Source organism: Streptomyces regalis (assembly GCF_001509475.1).
Lineage (GTDB): Bacteria > Actinomycetota > Actinomycetes > Streptomycetales > Streptomycetaceae > Streptomyces > Streptomyces regalis.
The window spans coordinates 1-19,634 of sequence record NZ_LLZG01000044.1 but is presented as its reverse complement, the minus strand read 5'-3'; the positions used below and the strand labels follow the sequence as shown (position 1 = coordinate 19,634).

General features: G+C 70.2%; 19 protein-coding genes and 1 pseudogene. 9 read left to right on the top strand and 11 right to left on the bottom strand.

What is annotated here, in order from left to right; all coding sequences use genetic code 11:
- Nucleotides 1–910: 910 nt before the first annotated feature.
- Nucleotides 911–2,119 (top strand): phosphoserine phosphatase SerB, encoded by a 1,209-nt coding sequence (gene serB / locus ADL12_RS08705; RefSeq protein ID WP_062700281.1) that lies wholly within the window; start codon nucleotides 911–913, stop codon nucleotides 2,117–2,119.
- 60 nt (nucleotides 2,120–2,179) lie between these two features.
- Here the strand turns inward: serB and ADL12_RS08700 are convergent, their stop codons facing one another.
- The 4 genes from ADL12_RS08700 to ADL12_RS08690 all read right to left on the bottom strand — a co-directional run bounded on the left by ADL12_RS08700 (nucleotide 2,180) and on the right by ADL12_RS08690 (nucleotide 4,631).
- Complete coding sequence (locus ADL12_RS08700; protein WP_062700279.1) at nucleotides 2,180–2,698, bottom strand: SixA phosphatase family protein; 519 nt, start codon at nucleotides 2,696–2,698, stop codon at nucleotides 2,180–2,182.
- 65 nt (nucleotides 2,699–2,763) lie between these two features.
- Nucleotides 2,764–2,970: a hypothetical protein gene (locus ADL12_RS08695; protein ID WP_062700277.1), complete on the bottom strand. Its 207-nt coding sequence runs from the start codon at nucleotides 2,968–2,970 to the stop codon at nucleotides 2,764–2,766.
- 196 nt (nucleotides 2,971–3,166) lie between these two features.
- Nucleotides 3,167–3,283 (bottom strand): SGM_5486 family transporter-associated protein, encoded by a 117-nt coding sequence (locus tag ADL12_RS57655; protein ID WP_107119863.1) that lies wholly within the window; start codon nucleotides 3,281–3,283, stop codon nucleotides 3,167–3,169.
- Nucleotides 3,284–3,332: 49 nt separating this feature from the next.
- Nucleotides 3,333–4,631, bottom strand: a complete 1,299-nt coding sequence (locus tag ADL12_RS08690) for a CynX/NimT family MFS transporter (RefSeq protein ID WP_062700275.1) — start codon at nucleotides 4,629–4,631, stop codon at nucleotides 3,333–3,335.
- A gap of 70 nt (nucleotides 4,632–4,701) precedes the next feature.
- Between ADL12_RS08690 and ADL12_RS08685 the strand changes: the two genes are divergently transcribed.
- A complete protein-coding gene (locus tag ADL12_RS08685; protein ID WP_062700273.1) occupies nucleotides 4,702–5,394 on the top strand; it encodes a FadR/GntR family transcriptional regulator in 693 nt (230 codons plus the stop codon).
- Here the strand turns inward: ADL12_RS08685 and ADL12_RS08680 are convergent.
- The 3 genes from ADL12_RS08680 to fabG form a co-directional block, all read right to left on the bottom strand.
- Entirely contained in the window at nucleotides 5,372–5,728 is a 357-nt protein-coding gene (locus ADL12_RS08680; protein WP_062700271.1) for a hypothetical protein, read from the bottom strand. The two genes, ADL12_RS08685 and ADL12_RS08680, sit on opposite strands and share 23 nt — an antisense overlap.
- A 162-nt stretch (nucleotides 5,729–5,890) precedes the next feature.
- Nucleotides 5,891–6,658: an enoyl-ACP reductase FabI gene (fabI, locus tag ADL12_RS08675; RefSeq protein WP_062142324.1), complete on the bottom strand. Its 768-nt coding sequence runs from the start codon at nucleotides 6,656–6,658 to the stop codon at nucleotides 5,891–5,893.
- 5 nt (nucleotides 6,659–6,663) lie between these two features.
- Nucleotides 6,664–7,368, bottom strand: coding sequence for a 3-oxoacyl-[acyl-carrier-protein] reductase (fabG, locus tag ADL12_RS08670; RefSeq protein WP_062700269.1), 705 nt, complete (start codon nucleotides 7,366–7,368; stop codon nucleotides 6,664–6,666).
- Nucleotides 7,369–7,609: 241 nt separating this feature from the next.
- Between fabG and ADL12_RS08665 the strand changes: the two genes are divergently transcribed.
- From ADL12_RS08665 to tyrS, 3 genes are read left to right on the top strand one after another with little or no spacing between them, the layout of a single operon-like run.
- Nucleotides 7,610–9,133, top strand: coding sequence for a TldD/PmbA family protein (locus ADL12_RS08665; protein ID WP_062700267.1), 1,524 nt, complete (start codon nucleotides 7,610–7,612; stop codon nucleotides 9,131–9,133).
- Nucleotides 9,130–10,524: a metallopeptidase TldD-related protein gene (locus ADL12_RS08660; protein ID WP_062700265.1), complete on the top strand. Its 1,395-nt coding sequence runs from the start codon at nucleotides 9,130–9,132 to the stop codon at nucleotides 10,522–10,524. The genes ADL12_RS08665 and ADL12_RS08660 overlap by 4 nt, the downstream gene beginning before the upstream one ends.
- A 56-nt stretch (nucleotides 10,525–10,580) precedes the next feature.
- Complete coding sequence (gene tyrS / locus ADL12_RS08655) at nucleotides 10,581–11,849, top strand: tyrosine--tRNA ligase (protein ID WP_062700264.1); 1,269 nt, start codon at nucleotides 10,581–10,583, stop codon at nucleotides 11,847–11,849.
- Between the two features lie 154 nt (nucleotides 11,850–12,003).
- On the opposite strand, the gene ADL12_RS08650 is transcribed toward tyrS, so the two are convergent.
- On the bottom strand, nucleotides 12,004–12,282 hold the full coding sequence (locus tag ADL12_RS08650; protein WP_062700263.1) for a GlsB/YeaQ/YmgE family stress response membrane protein: 279 nt from the start codon (nucleotides 12,280–12,282) through the stop codon (nucleotides 12,004–12,006).
- Between the two features lie 244 nt (nucleotides 12,283–12,526).
- Between ADL12_RS08650 and ADL12_RS08645 the strand changes: the two genes are divergently transcribed.
- Together ADL12_RS08645 and ADL12_RS08640 are read left to right on the top strand one after the other, a co-directional pair.
- Nucleotides 12,527–12,925, top strand: coding sequence for a DUF3099 domain-containing protein (locus ADL12_RS08645; RefSeq protein WP_062700262.1), 399 nt, complete (start codon nucleotides 12,527–12,529; stop codon nucleotides 12,923–12,925).
- A gap of 213 nt (nucleotides 12,926–13,138) precedes the next feature.
- Complete coding sequence (locus ADL12_RS08640; RefSeq protein WP_062700261.1) at nucleotides 13,139–13,366, top strand: hypothetical protein; 228 nt, start codon at nucleotides 13,139–13,141, stop codon at nucleotides 13,364–13,366.
- Here the strand turns inward: ADL12_RS08640 and moaA are convergent.
- The 3 genes from moaA to ADL12_RS08625 all read right to left on the bottom strand — a co-directional run bounded on the left by moaA (nucleotide 13,349) and on the right by ADL12_RS08625 (nucleotide 16,460).
- Nucleotides 13,349–14,338: a GTP 3',8-cyclase MoaA gene (gene moaA, locus ADL12_RS08635; RefSeq protein WP_062700260.1), complete on the bottom strand. Its 990-nt coding sequence runs from the start codon at nucleotides 14,336–14,338 to the stop codon at nucleotides 13,349–13,351. The two genes, ADL12_RS08640 and moaA, sit on opposite strands and share 18 nt — an antisense overlap.
- A 149-nt stretch (nucleotides 14,339–14,487) precedes the next feature.
- The gene (locus tag ADL12_RS08630) at nucleotides 14,488–16,107 is read right to left on the bottom strand and encodes a solute symporter family protein (protein WP_062700259.1); all 1,620 of its coding nucleotides are present in this window, start codon (nucleotides 16,105–16,107) and stop codon (nucleotides 14,488–14,490) included.
- The gene (locus tag ADL12_RS08625) at nucleotides 16,104–16,460 is read right to left on the bottom strand and encodes a DUF485 domain-containing protein (RefSeq protein ID WP_062700258.1); all 357 of its coding nucleotides are present in this window, start codon (nucleotides 16,458–16,460) and stop codon (nucleotides 16,104–16,106) included. The genes ADL12_RS08630 and ADL12_RS08625 overlap by 4 nt, the downstream gene beginning before the upstream one ends.
- A 389-nt stretch (nucleotides 16,461–16,849) precedes the next feature.
- On the opposite strand from ADL12_RS08625, the gene ADL12_RS08620 reads away from it, so the two are divergent.
- Both ADL12_RS08620 and ADL12_RS08615 read left to right on the top strand, forming a co-directional pair.
- Nucleotides 16,850–18,379, top strand: coding sequence for a S8 family peptidase (locus tag ADL12_RS08620; protein WP_062700256.1), 1,530 nt, complete (start codon nucleotides 16,850–16,852; stop codon nucleotides 18,377–18,379).
- A gap of 97 nt (nucleotides 18,380–18,476) precedes the next feature.
- Nucleotides 18,477–19,541, top strand: a pseudogene (locus tag ADL12_RS08615) (CoA transferase); the annotation flags it as partial.
- Nucleotides 19,542–19,634: the final 93 nt, after the last annotated feature.

The window sequence follows — 19,634 nt, the reverse complement described above, 5'->3', positions numbered from 1 at the left end:
GTGGGGGGTGGCCAGCCAGGCGGGGACGCCGGGATCGGCGGGATCGGCCCCCGGGGGGGCCGGGGCGCCTCCGGATTGGAGGCCGCCCGGGGCGGTAAAGCCCGGCACGCCGTACCGGCCGCCGAACCCGGCGACGAACCCGTATCTGCGTGTGCCGGACCACCTGCGCGAGCCGGAGGACGCGCGGCCGCCGGGTGCTGCCCCGCCTCCCGGGGGCGCCCGGTCGTCCGAGGAGGCGCCGGAGCGTGATGCGAGGTGGGGGCGCGACGATGCATGGCCGCCCCGTGCGCCGCAGTACGGTGAACCGCCACCCCGTGACCCGCAACCCGCTGAGCCACCGCCCGATGACCCGCCGCCGGGTGAGCCGCCGCGTCCCGGTGACGACGACATGTACGGCGCCCCCACGGTCGTCCGGCCGTTTGGGCCGCCCCCGAGGTCGCCCCGCCCTCCTCGCCGGCGTGGGAATCAGTCGTCGTCCGGAGCGGGCGACGGGCCACCCCCTCCGCCGCCGCCTCCCCCGCCGCCGGGGAGGCCGAAGGGGCACCCCTGATCCCGAGCCGGGTCGGGCTGCGGGGCCCTCCTGGCCCGGCGGCGGGTCGGGCTGTGAGGCCCTCCTGATCCGGGAGCGGGTCGGCATGCCTCGCGGTGATGCGTCCGGGCCGCGGTGATCGCCCGGGCGGGGCCGCCGCCGTACGCCCGCCCTCGGGCATGCCTGCGCCGGCATCCGCAGTCGCGCCGGCACGAGTCAGCGGCCCCCGCTCACAGGTACGTCCGGGGCGCTTCACAGCTCCCGATGCAGCCGTGGCCCGAATGTAAGGCTCACGCCACCCGACCGACACCCAGTGTTCCGTGTCCGCTAGACGGACCTCAGGGGCGGCAGGCACTGGGTGCCGGATACGGTGGAAGCACCATGAGCGCTTCGCAGACCTCCGACATCCCCACACTTCTCGTCAAGATCTTCGGGAAGGACAGGCCGGGCATCACGGCCGGCCTCTTCGACACGCTGGCCGCCTACTCCGTCGACGTGGTCGACATCGAGCAGGTCCTCACCCGTGGCCGGATCACGCTGTGCGCGCTCGTGACGCAGCCTGCTGCCGGGCTGGAGGGGGACCTGCGGGCGACCGTCCACAGCTGGGCGGAGTCGATGAAGATGCAGGCGGAGATCATCTCCGGCCTGGGCGACAACCGGCCGCGCGGCCTCGGACGCTCGCTGGTGACCGTGCTCGGGCATCCGCTCACCGCGGAGGCGACGGCTGCGATCGCCGCCCGGATCACCAAGTCCGGCGGCAACATCGACCGTATCTTCCGGCTCGCCAAGTACCCCGTGACTGCAGTGGAGTTCGCGGTGTCCGGCGTGGAGACCGAACCGCTGCGGACCGCCCTGGTGACCGACGCGGCGGCACTGGGTGTCGACATCGCGGTCGTCGCGGCGGGTCTGCACCGGCGTGCGCAGCGCCTGGTCGTCATGGACGTGGACTCGACCCTCATCCAGGACGAGGTGATCGAGCTCTTCGCCGCGCACGCCGGCTGCGAGGACAAGGTGGCCGAGGTGACGGCGGCCGCGATGCGCGGGGAGCTGGACTTCGAGCAGTCGCTGCACGCGCGCGTGGCGCTGCTGGAGGGGCTGGACGCCTCGGTGGTGGAGAAGGTGCGCAGCGAGGTGCGGCTGACGCCGGGCGCGCGCACGCTGATCCGTACGCTGAAGCGGCTCGGCTATCAAGTGGGGGTCGTCTCGGGTGGGTTCACCCAGGTCACCGATGATCTGAAGGAGCGGCTGGGGCTCGACTTCGCCCAGGCGAACACGCTGGAGATCGTGGGTGGGAAGCTGACGGGCAGGGTCACCGGCGAGATCGTGGACCGGGCGGGCAAGGCGCGGCTGCTGCGCCGGTTCGCCGCGGAGGCGGGGGTGCCACTGTCGCAGACGGTGGCGATCGGCGACGGCGCCAACGACCTGGACATGCTGAACGCGGCCGGTCTGGGCGTCGCCTTCAACGCCAAGCCGGTGGTGCGGGAGGCCGCCCACACGGCGGTGAACGTGCCGTTCCTGGACACGGTCCTGTATCTGCTGGGCGTCACCCGCGAAGAGGTCGAGGCGGCGGACATGCACGACGAGGCCTGATGGCCCGCACACGAAGGGGCCCGGCACCGCGACGGCGCCAGGCCCCTTCGTGTGGGTCGGTCACTCGGACGGCGCCCAGTAGTCGAGCAGTGTGCCCACGCCGGGCTCCAGCGTCTTCCAGGGGCCGCTGAAGGAGACGACGGCGAAGGCGGCGGCCGGGAAGCCGCGGCGGCTCATCCGCTCGCGCGCGTCACTCTCGGCCGAGCCGGACAGGATCTCGGCGAGTCCCTGCACGCCCGGGTTGTGGCCGATCAGCAGGACGTTCTGCGCGTCGTCGGGGGTTTCGTTGAGCACGGCGATCAGCTCGCCGGGTGAGGCCTCGTAGACCCGCTCTTCGTAGATGGTTTTCGGCCGGTGCGGGAACTCGTGGACGGCGAGCTTCCAGGTCTCCCGGGTCCGGGTCGCGGTGGAGCACAGGGCCAGATCGAAGGGGATGTCGGTGTCGGCCAGCCTGCGGCCGGCCTCTGCCGCGTCCATTCGGCCCCGATCAGCGAGCGGCCGCTCGTGGTCGGTCACCTGTGGCCAGTCGGCTTTCGCATGCCGGAAGAGGACAATCCTGCGGGATTCTGCGACGCTCATGAGATCCAGCTTCGCATGAAACAGGCCATGGGGCGCAGGGAGTTGACGGGCGGCTTCTGTAGTGCTCAGCGCGTGATCAACTGCTGTATGCGCTCGAAGAGCTGGGTGATCCCGGGCTGGGCGGTCGCCGCCTGCGCGTCGGACGGGTTGATGATCAGCATCAGCAGCGTGACAAAGGCGAGCGCCGGCAGGGCGAGGGCCCACCAGGGCAGCCGGATGTCGGCACGGCCCGTGGACGCCGGGTGGGGCGGGGTGTGCGTGCGGGCCGACATGACGCCTCCGTGGGTCTTCGAGTGGTCCGTGTCCGCCTCTCGCGGTCACACTTCGAAGTTACGGACTCCTCGGCCCTCAACCCATCCGGTGATCCACCCAGTTGACCCTGACACTCGCCCCCTAGGGGATGGTGGTGCTAGCCCCACCATCGCGTGCCACATCGGGTCCCGCCATCGCTCGGCAGGACGACGTGCGTCAGGGCGAGGCGACCGTCGCGATGACCGCGATGATCACGAAGATGGCGAAGAAGGCGCCGAAGACGAGCAGCATCTTCTTCTGGCCGTTCTGGGGGTTCGGGTCGAGCACTGGCATACGGCAAGTCTCCCACCCGCCGTCCGCGGCTGGTCCGCCGGGGTGACGCTCAGCGGGCCGCCTCGTCCTCCACCGTGCGGTCGCGTCCCGCCAGGACACCCACCGCCATCTGCGGGATCATCAGGCCCGCCATGAGCGCGATCGGCAGCCCCCAGCCGCCGCTGTGCTGGTAGAGCACGCCCACCAGGAGCGGACCGGGGATGGAGAGCAGATAGCCGGTGCTCTGCGCGAAGCCCGACAGCTGGGCCACTCCCGCGCTGGTCCGGGCACGCATGCCGACCATCGTGAGGGCCAGCGGGAACGAGCAGTTGGAAACGCCGAGCAGCACGGCCCAGGCCCAGGATCCGGCGGCCGGTGCGAGGTACAGGCCGGCGTAACCGGCGAGGCCGCAGGCGCCCAGCGCGAGCACGATCGGCCCCTGGTGGGGCAGCCGGCCGGCGAGGCGCGGAATCACGAACGCCAGCGGCACGCCCATCACCATCGTGACGGCGAGCAGCAGCCCCGCCGTGCCGGCGTGCACTCCCGCGTCCCGGAAGATCTGCGCCATCCAGCCCATCGTGATGTAGGCGCCGGTGGCCTGGAGCCCGAAGTAGACGGCGAGGGCCCAGGAGGTGCGGCTCCGGGTGATCCGCAGCGGGGGTGCGTCCACGCGCGCGTGCTGCTCCTGCCCGGAGTCGGCGGGCGCCGCCCCCCGGTCCCGTACGAAGGGAATCCACGGCAGTACGGCCGCCGCCGCGAGCCCCGCCCACACCGCGAGCCCGGTCTGCCAACTCCCGCCCAGCACCTCGGTCATGGGCACCGTCACCGCCGCCGCGGACGCGGTGCCGAGCGCGAGGGCCATCGAGTACAGGCCGGTCATGGAGCCGACCCGGTCCGGGAACCAGCGCTTGACGATGACCGGCATCAGGACGTTGCTGACCGCGATGCCCATGAGGGCGAGCGCGCTGGCGGCCAGGAAGCCGGCCGTACTGCCCGTGTAGGGCCGTATGAGCAGGCCCGCGGTGATGGCGGCCATGCCGGCGCACACCACCGTGCCCGGGCCGAAGCGGCGGGCCAGGCGCGGGGCCGTGACGCCGAAGACGGCGAAGCAGAGCGGGGGCACGGAGGTGAGCAGTCCGGCCACGCTGCCGCTCATGCCGAGCCCGTCGCGGACTTCTTCGAGGAGGGCGCCGAGGCTGGTGATGGCGGGGCGGAGGTTCAGCGCGGTCAGCACGATGCCGAGCACGAGCAGCCGCATCGTCCACGCGCGCGTGGCGGGCCCTGTGAGGGTCCGCCCTTCAGGGGTGCCTGTCCGCGGGGACGTCACTGTCCGGGTCCGGGTTTCCTCGCGTGCCATGAAACCCATCATAGAATCATAGGATGATTGGTTGTCCATCCCCGGGCCGCCCGGTCCCGGCCCTGACGTGCGAAGGTGTGCCATGCCCCTGAGCCATCCCCGCCGCTCGGCGCTGTCCGAGCAGGTCATCGCGGCGTTGCGGCACCAGATCACGTCGGGCGAATGGCCGGTCGGCTCCCGTATCCCGACGGAGCCCGAGCTGGTCGAGCAGCTCGGCGTGGCCCGCAACACGGTCCGCGAGGCGGTCCGCGCACTCGCGCACAACGGCCTGCTGGACATCCGCCAGGGCTCCGGCACCTATGTGGTGGCGACCAGCGAGCTGGCCGGCGTCATGCACCGCCGCTTCGCCGACGCCGACCCCCGGCACATCGCCGAGCTGCGCTCCACGCTGGAGTCGGCCGCCGCGAAGATGGCCGCCGAGCGGCGTACGGAGAAGGACCTCAAGCAGCTGGACGCGCTGCTGGTGCGGCGCGAGGAGGCCTGGGAGTCGGGTGACGCGGAGGCGTTCGTGGCGGCCGACGCGACCTTCCATCTGGCGGTGGTGGCGGCCTCCCACAACGACGTGATGACCGCGATGTACGCGGACCTGGGCGAGGTGCTGCGGGACTGGCTGCGCGAGGACGTCGGCGAGGAGCTGACGCCGGAGACGCACATGGACCACGCGCGGCTGGTCGACGCGATCCGCGCGGGGGACTCGGCGGCGGCCGCGGCGGAGGCGGCGAGCTATCCGTTCCTGTGCCGACCGGGGCGCTTCAGCTCTCCCGCCGGTGACTGATCCACACCGAGCCGACCTCTTTCCAGCAGCGCGCACTCAGCCGCACGGTCTGCGCGGGCCCGGCGTTCACCTCGGAGCCGTCGCTGTCGAGGTCCCACCAGCGGGCGCACTCGACGTGCAGGCTCACCCGGTCGGTCTCCGGATACGGGTTGTGGCAGTACGCGGTCACATGGGAGCCGGTGACGCGGATCCGGCATGCGGCGCCGAACGGCTCCTCGGGCTGCGCTTCCGCTTCGGCGGCGTGCACGCGTGCGTGGGCCATCGCCTCGTACGGCAGGGGCAGCACGAGAGTGACGGCGACGGTCGTTGAGGCCAGGCGGCGGAAAAAGCGCACAAGGGGACCTCCTCGGCCGTACTGGGGAGGGGCTCGCGTAGTGAACGCGTACTCCAGAGTGCGCAGTTGCAGGTCTCCCCCGCCCGGCCGAATAGGCCGAACGGGTGACGCCCCGCTCCCCGCGCGGGGCGGGAAACGGGGCGTCGAACGGCGTACGGGAGATCAGGCGCCGATGGCGTGCAGGCCGCCGTCCACGTGGATGATCTCGCCGGTGGTCTTCGGGAACCAGTCGCTCAGCAGGGCGACGATGCCGCGGCCGGCCGGCTCGGGGTCCTTGAGGTCCCACTCCAGCGGGGAGCGGCTGTCCCACACGGAGGCCAGGTCGGCGAAGCCCGGGATGGACTTGGCGGCCATGGAGCCGATCGGGCCGGCGGAGATCAGGTTGCAGCGGATGTTCTGCTTGCCCAGGTCGCGGGCCATGTAGCGGCTCGTGGCCTCCAGCGCGGCCTTGGCCGGCCCCATCCAGTCGTACTGCGGCCAGGCGTACTGCGCGTCGAAGGTGAGGCCGACGACCGAGCCGCCGTTCTGCATCAGCGGCAGGCAGGCCATGGTCAGCGACTTCAGGGAGTACGCCGAGACGTGCATGGCCGTGGCGACCGACTCGAACGGGGTGTTGAGGAAGTTGCCGCCGAGCGCGTCCTGCGGCGCGAAGCCGATGGAGTGGACGACGCCGTCGAGGCCGCCGAGCTCCTCGCCGACGATGTCGGCCAGGCGGCCGAGGTGCTCGTCGTTGGTGACGTCGAGCTCGATGACCTTGGTGGGCTTCGGCAGCTTCTTGGCGATGCGCTCGGTCAGCGTGGGCCGCGGGAACGCGGTGAGGATGATCTCCGCGCCCTGCTCCTGGGCCAGCTTGGCGGCGTGGAAGGCGATGGAGGACTCCATCAGCACACCGGTGATCAGGACGCGCTTGCCCTCGAGAATTCCGCTCATGGTGATCAGTGACCCATTCCCAGTCCGCCGTCAACGGGGATGACGGCTCCAGTGATGTACGAGGCGTCGTCCGAGGCGAGGAACCGCACCGTCGCGGCGATCTCCTCGGGCTGCGCGTAACGACCGAGCGGCACCTGCTTCACGATGCCCTCACGCTGCTCGTCGGTGAGCACCTTGGTCATGTCGGTGTCGACGAAGCCGGGCGCGACGACGTTGAAGGTGATGTTGCGCGAGCCCAGCTCACGGGCGAGGGAACGCGCGAAGCCGACCAGGGCGGCCTTGGAGGCGGCGTAGTTCGCCTGGCCGGGTCCGCCGTACAGCCCGACGACCGACGAGATCAGCACGACGCGGCCCTTCTTGGCGCGTAGCATGCCGCGGTTGGCGCGCTTGACCACGCGGAAGGTGCCGGTGAGGTTGGTGTCGATGACCGAGGTGAAGTCCTCCTCGGACATGCGCATCAGGAGCTGGTCCTTGGTGATGCCGGCGTTGGCGATCAGAACCTCGACCGGGCCGTGCTCGGCCTCGATCTCCTTGTAGGCCTGCTCCACCTGCTCGGTGTCGGTGATGTCGCACTTGACGGCCAGGAAGCCGGCCGGCGGCTCACCCGAGCGGTACGTGATCGCGACCTTGTCGCCGGCGTCGGCGAAAGCGCGGGCGATGGCGAGGCCGATGCCCCGGTTGCCTCCGGTGACGAGAACCGAGCGGCTCAACGGATCACCCTTTCGATAGAGGTCTGACACACCCGCCCGAACACCCTGGATGGCAGGCGGCTTCACCGAAAACCTATCGGGCCGGTACCGCCCGGGGACATTCGGGCACCGACAGTGGCTTACGGGTGTCACTGTCGGGTCCCTACAGAAAGATGCGTCACTCCAGCCGGAAACGTGTGGTCCGCGGCCCGCCCGCGCGACATGATCGGTGGCGACAGGCCACGACAGCAGGGAGACCTCCGTGCCTCATACGATCGACGAAGCCTTTACGGCGCTTCCCCTACGCGCGCTGGCCGACGCGGCGCTCGCACGCGCGCGTGCCCTGGGTGCCGAGCACGCGGACTTCCGGTTCGAGCGGGTGCGCAGCGCGTCCTGGCGCCTGCGGGACGCCAGGCTCGCCGGGTCGTCGGACACCACCGACCTCGGGTACGCGGTGCGGGTGGTGCACGGCGGGACCTGGGGGTTCGCGTCGGGGGTGGATCTGACGCTGGACGCCGCCGCCAAGGTCGCCTCGCAGGCGGTGGCGATGGCGAAGCTGTCCGCCCAGGTGATCAAGGCCGCCGGGTCGGACGAGCGGGTGGAGCTCGCCGACGAGCCCGTGCACAGCGAGAAGACGTGGATCTCGTCGTACGAGATCGATCCGTTCACCGTGCCCGACGAGGAGAAGTCGGCGCTGCTGGCGGACTGGAGCGCGCGGCTGCTGGCGGCGGACGGGGTCAATCACGTCGACGCCTCGCTGCTCACGGTCCACGAGAACAAGTTCTACGCCGACACCGCCGGGACGGTGACCACGCAGCAGCGCGTGCGGCTGCACCCGCAGCTGACCGCCGTGTCGGTCGACGAGTCGAGCGGCGAGTTCGACTCCATGCGCACCATCGCGCCGCCCGTGGGACGCGGCTGGGAGTACCTGACCGGCACCGGCTGGGACTGGGAGTCCGAGCTGGCGCAGATCCCCGAGCTGCTCGCCGAGAAGATGCGGGCGCCGAGCGTCGAGGCAGGGCCGTACGACCTCGTCGTCGACCCCTCCAACCTGTGGCTGACCATCCACGAGTCCATCGGTCATGCCACCGAGCTGGACCGCGCCCTCGGCTACGAGGCCGCGTACGCCGGCACCTCCTTCGCCACCTTCGACCAGCTCGGCAAGCTCAGGTACGGCTCCGACCTGATGAACGTCACCGGTGACCGCACCGCCGAGCACGGCCTGGCGACCATCGGATACGACGACGAGGGCGTCGAGGGCCAGTCCTGGGAGCTGGTGAAGAACGGCACCCTGGTCGGCTACCAGCTGGACCGGCGGATCGCGAAGCTGACCGGGTTCGAGCGGTCCAACGGGTGCGCGTTCGCCGACTCCCCCGGCCATGTGCCGGTGCAGCGCATGGCCAATGTGTCGCTGCAGCCGGATCCGGCGGGGATGTCGACCGAGGATCTGATCGGGAGCGTCGACCGCGGGATCTATGTGGTCGGCGACCGTTCCTGGTCCATCGACATGCAGCGCTACAACTTCCAGTTCACCGGGCAGCGGTTCTTCAAGATCGAGAACGGGCGGATCACCGGCCAGCTGCGGGACGTGGCCTATCAGGCGACGACCACGGACTTCTGGGGATCGATGGCGGCCGTCGGTGGTCCGCAGACCTATGTACTCGGCGGCGCGTTCAACTGCGGCAAGGCCCAGCCGGGTCAGGTCGCGGCGGTCTCGCACGGCTGCCCGTCCGCCCTCTTCAAGGGAGTCAACATCCTCAACACGACCCAGGAGGCCGGTCGATGAGCGCCCGTACGAACAAGCCGCACGAGATCGTCGAGCGCGCCCTGGAGCTGTCCCGGGCCGACGGGTGTGTCGTCATCGCCGACGAGCAGTCGACCGCCAATCTGCGCTGGGCGGGCAATGCGCTGACCACGAACGGCGTCACGCGCGGGCGGACGCTCACCGTCGTCGCGACCGTCGACGGCAAGGAGGGCACGGCCTCCGGCGTCGTGTCCCGGTCCGCGGTGACCGCGGACGAGCTGGAGCCGCTGGTGCGGGCCGCCGAGGCCGCCGCGCGCGGCGCCGGGCCCGCCGAGGACGCGCAGCCGCTGGTCACGGACGTACCGGCGTCGCCGGACTTCGCCGACGCCCCGGCCGAGACGTCGTCCACGGTGTTCGCCGACTTCGCCCCGGCGCTCGGTGAGGCGTTCGCACGCGCGCGTGCGGGCGGGCGGGAGCTGTACGGCTTCGCCAACCACGAGCTGGTGTCGACGTACGTGGGCACGTCCACCGGGCTGCGGCTGCGGCACGACCAGCCCAACGGGACGCTGGAGCTGAACGCCAAGTCCCCGGACCGTACGCGTTCGGCATGGGCCGGGCGGTCCACGCGGGACTTCAAGGACGTGGACCCGACGGCGCTGGACGCCGAGTTGGCCGTACGCCTCGGCTGGGCCGAGCGGCGCCTCGAGCTTCCGGCGGGCCGGTACGAGACGCTGCTGCCGCCGACCGCCGTGGCCGACCTGCTGATCTACCAGATGTGGTCGGCGTCGGGGCGGGACGCGGTCGAGGGCCGGACCGTGTTCTCCAAGCCAGGCGGAAAGACGCGCGTCGGCGAGAAGCTGGCCGAGCTGCCGCTGACTCTGCGCAGCGATCCGAACGAGCCCGGTCTGGAGTCCGCGCCCTTCATGATCGCGCACTCCTCCGGGGGCGACACGTCCGTGTTCGACAACGGGCTGCCGCTCGCGGCCACCGAGTGGATGCGCGAGGGCGAGCTGAAGCACCTCACGACCAGCCGCCACAGTGCGGGGCTGACCGGTCTGCCCGTGGCGCCGGGCATCGACAACCTGATCCTGGACGGCGGCGAGGACCGCTCGCTCGAGGAGATGGTCGCGGACACCGAGCGCGGGCTGCTGCTGACGTGCCTGTGGTACATCCGCGAGGTCGACCCGGCGACGCTGCTGCTCACCGGCCTGACCCGGGACGGGGTGTACCTCGTCGAGAACGGTGAGGTGACCGGCGAGGTCAACAACTTCCGGTTCAACGAGTCGCCGGTGGGCCTGCTGGGGCGGGCCACGGAGGCGGGCCGTACGGAGAAGACCTTGCCCCGGGAGTGGAGCGACTGGTTCACCAGGGCGGCGATGCCGGCGCTGCGCGTCCCCGATTTCAACATGAGCTCTGTCAGTCAGGGCGTATAACCTCGTAGTCGGCTGTCACCCGACTGCCCGAAGATCTTCAAGGAGACACGAGAACCGTGACGGACATCGTCGACGAGCTGAAGTGGCGCGGCGTGATCGCCCTGTCCACTGACGAGGACGCATTGCGCAAGGCGCTCGCGGACGGTCCCGTCACGTTCTATTGCGGTTTCGACCCGACCGCGGCCAGCCTGCACGTCGGCCACCTGGTCCAGGTCCTCACCATGCGCCGCCTGCAGCGGGCGGGCCTGCGCCCGCTGGCGCTGGTGGGTGGCGCGACGGGCCAGATCGGCGACCCGCGCCCCACGGCCGAGCGCACGCTGAACGACCCGGAGACGGTCGCGAACTGGGTGAACCGCCTGCGCGGGCAGATCGAGCCGTTCCTGTCCTTCGAGGGCGACAACGCCGCGGTGATGGTGAACAACCTGGACTGGACGGCCGGCATGTCGGCCATCGAGTTCCTGCGGGACATCGGCAAGCACTTCCGCGTCAACAAGATGCTGACCAAGGACTCGGTCGCCCGTCGCCTGCAGTCCGAAGAGGGCATCAGCTACACCGAGTTCAGCTACCAGCTGCTGCAGGGCATGGACTTCCTGGAGCTGTACCGGCGGTACGGCTGCACGCTGCAGCAGGGCGGCAGCGACCAGTGGGGCAACCTCACGGCGGGTCTGGACCTGATCCACAAGCTGGAGCCGCACGCCGACGTGCACGCTCTCGCGACCCCGCTGATGACCAAGGCGGACGGCACCAAGTTCGGCAAGACCGAGGGCGGCGCCATCTGGCTCGACCCGGAGATGACGACGCCGTACGCGTTCTACCAGTTCTGGCTGAACGCGGACGACCGGGACATCTCCACGTACATGCGCATCCTCTCCTTCAAGTCCCGTGAGGAGCTCGAGGAGCTGGAGAAGCAGACCGAGGAGCGTCCGCAGGCCCGTGCCGCGCAGCGTGCGCTCGCCGAGGAGCTGACGACGCTGGTGCACGGCGCCGACCAGACGGCCGCCGTGATCGCCGCGTCCAAGGCCCTCTTCGGCCAGGGCGAGCTGACGGAGCTGGACGACCGGACGCTGGCGGCGGCTCTCTCCGAGGTGCCGCACATCCAGGTCGAGCAGCTCGGCCAGGTCGTCGACCTCTTCGCCGAGGTCGGCCTGGTGGCCAGCAAGTCCGCCGCGCGACGCACCGTGAAGGAGGGCGGGGCCTACGTGAACAACGTCAAGGTCGCCGGCGAGGACGCGGTGCCCGCGAAGGAGGACCTGCTGCACGGGCGGTGGCTGGTGCTGCGGCGCGGGAAGAAGAACCTGGCGGCGGTCGAGGTCACCGGCGCGTAGCGCTCCGTGGGTTGCGCCGTTTCGGGTTGCGTCGTAGGGGTGCGGTGATCTGCGGGCTGCGGCTTCAGTGTGGCTGGTCGCGCCCGCGCGGCGGAGCCGCAAATCGATACAGCCCCGCGCCCCTTCAGGGCGCGTCCGCCAGGGCGTTGGTCTCTCACGTCCGTTGCTTTCGTTTGCCCAGCGTCGCCAGGTACAGCATGTCGCCCACGTACACGATGATCACTGCGGCGACGATCTGGAAGACGTGCCGGCTCCAGTCGATGCCGCGGGTCGAATCGACGCCGAACGCGCGGGCGATGGAATTGCCGACGATGGCACCGAGCATGCCGAAGATGGTGGTCAGCCAGAGAGGGCTGTGCTGCTTGCCCGGGATGAGCAACTTCGCGATCAGGCCCAGCACCAGTCCCACGATGATCGCCCACAACCAGCCCATGACTGCCTCCTCGTACGGCTCGGGTGAGCATTACGCCCAGTGTTGGTCCGGACGTGGTACGTCGCATGCCAGGTACGGCCGTACGCGTTATGGCTGAGAGCGTTCCCCCAGGTGACAGGGGCCCCACTCTCGTAGGCGGCGGAGACGGGGCGTAACGTGGGAGGTGTCCTGGCCCGGGTCCCCGACCGGGGGCGGAAGGGTACGGGCAGGGGGAGAGTCCGATGCGGGCGGATGGTGGAATGTGATGCGGAAGCTGCACGCGAGCGGCAACACCGAGGTGTTCCGGATCACCGGGGCCCGGGCGGGCCTCCATGACGATGTGCGCGCGCGGCAGCGCCGGTACGTCATCTCGATGTCGGTCCGTACGGTGTCGGTGATCCTCGCGGCCTCGCTGTGGAACGTCGAACGGCACGTCGCGATCGTGGCGTTGGTACTCGGGGCGATCCTGCCGTACATCGCGGTGGTGATCGCCAATGCGGGGCGGGAAAATGCGCCTTCCTTGCCGTCGACGTTCGTGACCGCGCCGATGCGGCCGATGATCACTCCGCCGCGGACGAATGACGGTTTCGCGGAATCCGTCCCGGAAGATGTCGCGGGGGACTCCGCGCCGGGCGCACAAAGGAAACCGCACGACGAGGCGTGACCCTGCGGACCGCTTCCCTCCGGAAGTCGACTCCACGCCAAGCTCAGGAAAAGCTCAGATCAATAGTGTTGTTCCGGTGCCGGGCGACGGGTTACCCGTGACATACTTCGTAGGCGCTCCGCATCCCCCGTCGGAGCGACGGACCGACGCCGGGCAGCTCCCCCCGTGGCTGCTCGGCGTCGCCTTTTGTGCGCAATCTTGTGAGACGAATCTGTGAGTGACGAGACGCCGATCTGTTCTGCCAAGGGGTGCCGTGCCGACGCCGTGTGGGTGCTGGCGTGGAACAACCCGAAGATTCACACGCCGGAGCGGCGGAAGACGTGGCTCGCTTGTGAAGAACACCGCGAGCATTTGTCGCAGTTCCTCGGGGTGCGGGGGTTTTTGAAGGACGTGGTCCTGTTGAAGGAGTGGGAAGAGGCCTCTTCAGCCACCGATGGCTGACATCGGCCTGTCCGGCTGGACGAAGCTCGGGTCGTCCAGGCCCGCGCCCGCCTTCTTGCCCCACATCGCCAGGCGCCAGATACGGGCGATCTCCTCGTCCGGGGCACCCGAGCGCAGGGCCGCGCGCAGGTCGGTCTCCTCCGTCGCGAACAGGCACGTGCGGACCTGGCCGTCGGCCGTCAGGCGGGTGCGGTCGCAGGCCGCGCAGAACGGGCGGGTCACGGAGGCGATGACCCCGACCACGTGCGGGCCGCCGTCCACCAGCCAACGCTCCGCCGGAGCCGAGCCCCGCTTCTCCTCGCCCTCGGCGGTCAGCTCGAAGCGGCTGCGCAGGGAGGTCAGGATGTCCCCGGCGGTGATCATGCCGTCGCGCTTCCAGCCGTGCTGGGCGTCCAGAGGCATCTGCTCGATGAACCGCAGCTCGTAGTCGTGCTCCACCGCCCAGGCCAGCAGGTCCGGGGCCTCGTCGTCGTTCAGGCCCGGCATCAGCACCGAGTTGACCTTCACCGGGGTCAGGCCCGCGTCGCGGGCGGCGTGCAGGCCCTCGATGACGTCCTTGTGCCGGTCGCGGCGGGTGAGGGTCTTGAAGACGTCCGGACGCAGAGTGTCCAGGGAGACGTTGACCCGGTCCAGGCCCGCCGCCTTCAGAGCGGCCGCGGTGCGCTTGAGACCGATGCCGTTCGTCGTCAGCGACATCTGCGGACGGGGCTCCAGCGCCGCCACCCGCTCCACTATGCCGACCAGGCCCGGGCGCAGCAGCGGCTCACCGCCGGTGAAGCGGACCTCCTCGATCCCGAGGGAGGTCACCGCGATGTCGATCAGACGGACGATCTCGTCGTCCGTGAGCAGGTCGGGCTTGGCGAGCCACTGCAGACCCTCCTCGGGCATGCAGTACGTGCACCGCAGATTGCAGCGATCCGTCAGCGAAACCCTCAGGTCGGTGGCCACCCGGCCGTAGGTGTCGATGAGCACGTGGGCCCCCTCCCTCGTCACAAACCAGATTCTTACTACGTCACCTGCGAGCCTACGTGACCGCACTGACAGCGACACCGGCCCGATCCCACGACGTATGACGCGGCCGCGTCGTAGATCTCTACGACGCGGCCGCTCAGGGGGCGTTCTCAGTGGGCGCCGGTGCCGGTCAGGGACCGGACCTCCAGCTCCGCGTACTTGCCAGCGTCGGGCTCTTCCTTGGACAGGACCGTGCCGAGCCAGCCCATGAAGAAGCCGAACGGGATGGAGATGATGCCCGGGTTCTTCAGCGGGAACCAGGCGAAGTCGACGTCCGGGAACATCGCCTTCGGGTCGCCGGAGACGACCGGCGAGAACAGCACCAGGCCGACGGCGACGATCAGACCGCCGTAGATCGACCACAGCGCGCCCTGGGTGGTGAACCGCTTCCAGAACAGGCTGTAGAGGATCGTCGGCAGGTTGGCGGAGGCCGCGACCGCGAAGGCCAGGGCGACCAGGCCGGCGACGTTCAGGTCGCGGGCGAGGGCGCCGAGCAGGATGGAGACGGCACCGATGCCGATGGTCGCGAGGCGAGCTGCCCGGACCTCCTCCTTCTCGGTGGCCTGGCCCTTCCTGATGACGTTCGCGTAGATGTCGTGGGCGAACGACGAGGACGAGGCCAGGGTCAGGCCGGCGACCACGGCAAGGATCGTCGCGAAGGCCACCGCCGAGATGGTGGCGAGCAGGATCGCACCCCAGGCCGAGTCGACGCCGCCGAGATGCAGGGCGAGCAGCGGTGCCGCCGTGTTTCCGGACGGGTTGGAGGCGATGATCTCGTCCTGGGAGATCAGCGCGGCAGCGCCGAAGCCGAGGGCGATGGTCATCAGGTAGAAGCCGCCGATGATGCCGATGGCCCAGTTCACGGACTTCCGGGCGGCCTTGGCGTTGGGCACCGTGTAGAAGCGGATCAGGATGTGCGGCAGACCTGCGGTGCCGAGGACGAGGGCGATGCCGAGGGAGATGAAGTCCAGCTTCGAGGTGCCGGTCGCGCCGTACTGGAGGCCGGGCTCCAGGAAGGCGGCGCCCTTGCCGCTGTTCTCGGCGGCCTGGCCGAGCAGGTCGGAGATGTTGAAGTTGAACTTCAGCAGCACCAGGAAGGTGATCAGGATCGTCCCGCCGATGAGCAGCACGGCCTTGACCATCTGGACCCAGGTGGTGCCCTTCATGCCGCCGATGGAGACGTACACGATCATCAGGACGCCGACCAGGGCGACGATGAGGATCTTCCCGGCGTCGGTGGTGATGCCGAGCAGCAGGGAGACCAGGACGCCCGCGCCCGCCATCTGGGCCAGCAGGTAGAAGATCGACACGACGATCGTCGAGGTGCCGGCCGCCGTGCGCACCGGGCGCTGGCGCATGCGGTACGCGAGCACGTCACCCATGGTGTAGCGGCCGGAGTTCCGCAGTGGCTCGGCCACCAGGAGCAGGGCGACCAGCCAGGCGACCAGGAAGCCGATGGAGTAGAGGAAGCCGTCGTATCCGAAGAGGGCGATGGCGCCCGCGATGCCGAGGAAGGACGCGGCGGACATGTAGTCGCCGGAGACGGCGAGGCCGTTCTGGAAGGCGCTGAACGACCGGCCACCCGCGTAGAAGTCGGCGGCGTCCTTGGTCTGGCGGCCCGCCCAGACGGTGATGAAAAGGGTCGCGACCACGAAGCACGCGAACAGGGTGATGATCAGCGGCCGGTGCTCGCTGGCCTCGTTGGCCGCAAGGGTCATCGCGGGGCTCATGCGCCGCCCTCCATACGTGTCTTGATGGCCTCAGCCTTGGGGTCGAGCTTGGCGCTGGCGTGCCGCGCGTACCACCAGGCGATGAGGAATGTGGTGACGAACTGGGCGATACCGAAGACGAGCGCGACGTTGATGTTGCCGAACAGCTTGGTGCCCATGAAGTCGCCCCCGTAGTTGGAGAGCAGGACGTACAGCAGGTACCAGGCAATGAAGGCGACGGTCAGCGGAAAGGCGAAGGAGCGGTAGGAGCGGCGCAGTTCACCGAACTCCGCACTCTCCTGCACCTCGGTGAACTCCTCGGTGGAGGGGAGTTTGTATGTCTCTTTCGAGGGGGGCGGTGCGTCGGTAGCCACGGAGTCTCCTCGCGTTGCGGGCGCTGTTGCGACAGTGGACGGGGACGGATCGGGGGTGGGGGGCGGATCGGAAGTCGGGGACGGATCGGGTACGGACATGGACGGCTCTGTTCCTCGTGGTGACATGGATCACTTGAGCCGGGTGGCGATGTTAGGGCCACGGCGCGTGATCCGACAGGGGGCTCGATGGTGCTCGCGCCTCCTGTTCAACGTCACGGCGCCACGCGAGGACCGGTTCAACGCCCCGGGCTTCTTTCCGAAGTCGCCCCGGGTCAGATTGCTGGCCAGTAGGTTCGGGGATAGCTTCGCCTCTGCACCACTCGTCATGTACCTGCCCGAGCGCCCACCCGCGTCTCGGGCGGTCTCGTTCCGGATGATGTGGAGACCCCATGGCTCATCTGCGGTCCAGACGCCGTCTCGGCCTCGCCGTACCCCTCGTTCTGTCGCTGACCGCCTCGCTCGGCTTCCTGCCGACCGGGGCCTCGGCGGTACCGCCCGCGGAGCCCGCCGTGCGGGCCACGGATGCGCCCTCGCTGGCGTATGTCGTCAACACCCGGTCGGACCACCGCACGATCGAGTCGGTGAAGAAGGCGATAGCCGCGGCCGACGGGACGGTGGTGATCGCGTACGCGCGGATCGGCGTGATCGTCGTCCACTCCGCGAACCCCGACTTCGCCCGGGCGATACGCGCGGTGCGCGGGGTGCAGTCGGCGGGTGCGACCCGTACGGCGCCCTTGACCGCCGCCGGCGCGACGGACGAGGGCCCCCTCCAGCTCATGACGGCCCGACAGACCGCAAGGACGACGAGCGCGGCCACCGCGGCAGCCGACAGCGAGCCCCTCGAAGCCGACCAGTGGAACCTGCGCGCCATCGGCGCCGACCGGGCCGCGAAGATCAACCCGGGCAGCGGCAGGGTGACCGTCGCCGTGATCGACAACGGCGTCGACGACACCCACCCCGACCTCGCGCCGAACTTCTCCGCCGCCCAGTCCGCGAACTGCGCCGGCGGCAAGGCGGACACCAGCGCCGGCGCCTGGCGGCCGTACACGAGCACCGCCGCCCACGGCACGCATGTGGCGGGCGAGATAGCCGCGCCGCGCAACGGCATCGGTATTGCCGGCGTCGCCCCCGGCGTCAAGGTCTCCGGGATCAAGGTGAGCGATCCGGTCAACGGTCTCTACTACCCCGAGAGCGTCGTGTGCGCCTTCGTGTTCGCCGCCGACCACGGCGTCGAGATCACGAACAACAGCTACTACGTTGATCCATGGCTGTACAACTGCATGGACGATCCGGACCAGCGGGCGATCGTCGATGCGGTCAACAGGGCCCAGCTGTACGCCCAGAACAAGGGCACCCTCAACCTCGCGTCGGCCGGCAACTCCAACCACGACCTGGACTCCGACGCGATCGTCGACGAGAGCAGCCCCGACGACTCGACCGCGGTCAAGCGCACGGTCGACCCGCACGAGTGCTTCGACGTACCGACCCAGCTGCCGGGCGTCGTCACGGTCAGCGCCACGGGTGTACAGAACCTCAAGTCGTACTACTCCTCGTACGGTTACGGCGTCGTCGACATCGCGGCCCCGGGCGGCGACCGGCTCTACCAGCTCCCGGACACCCCGTCGAAGAACGGCCGCATCCTGTCCACCGTCCCGGGCGGCAAGTACGGCTTTCTGCAGGGCACGTCGATGGCCTCCCCGCAAGCCGCGGGCGTCGCCGCGCTGCTGAAGTCCCGGTACCCGTACGCGACTCCGGACCAGCTGAAGGCGCTACTGAGGGCCGAGGCGGACAACCCGGGCTGCCCGGAGTCCTACGACCTGAACGGCGACGGCACGCAGGACGCGGTGTGCGAGGGCGGCAAGCGGTTCAACGGGTTCTACGGGTTCGGCATCGTCAACGCAGTGGATGCCGTTGATTGATCGGGTAGGCCGGATGTACGGCGGCGGCACTCCGTCCGGCTATCCGTCCGGCCACCCGGTCAACATGTTGATTGAATCAACACTGCATCATGCAGTCATGACGGGAATCAAGTTCGCCTGGTCGGCGGTGGGCGGCGACCCCGCCCTTCTCCCGCGGGTGTCGACCGTACTGCGGGAGGGCGCGCTCCGTGCGCGCCTCCCCGTACGGGAGTTGGCGCGCGCGTGCGTGGGTGCGTGCGCGTTGGCCGCGGCCGAGCTGGGGGCGCGGCGGGCCGGGCTCGCCGAGGTGCCCGGGGTGCGGCTGGACGACGGGGCGATCGCCACGGCGTTCGTGAGTGAACGGCATCTGCTGATCGACGGGCGCGCGCCGGTCGCCTTCGCGCCGCTGTCGCGGTTCTGGCGAACGGCGGACGGCTGGGTGCGGACGCACGCCAACTATCCGCATCACCGGGCCCGGCTGCTGGCCGCGCTGGGGATGACCCAGGAGGATCCGGACGCCGTGGGGGCGGCGCTCGCCGAGCGGTCCTCACGCGAGGTGGAGGAGTCCGTGTACGCGGCCGGCGGGCTGGCCGTGGCGCTGCGTACGCCCGAGGAGTGGGCGGTGCACGAGCAGGCGGCCGCGGTGGCCCGACGGCCGCTCGTCGAGCGCGAGCGGCTGGACACGGCACGCGCGCGTGCGCTCCCGCCGCTCGACGGTGCGCCCCTTCTTCCCGCCGCCGGGGTGCGCGTGCTGGATCTGACGCGGGTCATCGCGGGCCCGGTCGCCACGCGCACGCTCGCACTGCTCGGCGCGGACGTCCTGCGCGTGGACGCGCCGGACCTGCCCGAACTGGCCGACCAGCACGCCGACACGGGCTTCGGGAAGCGCTCGGCGACGCTGGACCTGGTGGCTGACCGGCGCGCCTTCGAGGAACTGCTCGCGGCCGCGGACGTCGTCGTCACCGGGTACCGGCCGGGCGCCCTGGACCGGTTCGGGCTGTCGGCTCAGGAACTGGCCGAGCGGCGGCCCGGGCTGGTCGTGGCGCAGTTGTCGGCATGGGGGCCGTACGGGCCGTGGGGCGGGCGGCGAGGGTTCGACAGTCTCGTGCAGGCCGCCACCGGAATCGCCGCGATCGAGGGATCGGCCGAGCGGCCCGGCGCGCTGCCCGCGCAGGCCCTAGATGTACTCGGTCATGACTTTGGTGACAGTCGGCTGATCGGTGGCTGGCCGCCGAGCGCGGTGTGTCGGCGGCCAGTGTTGTAGAAGTGAAGCCAG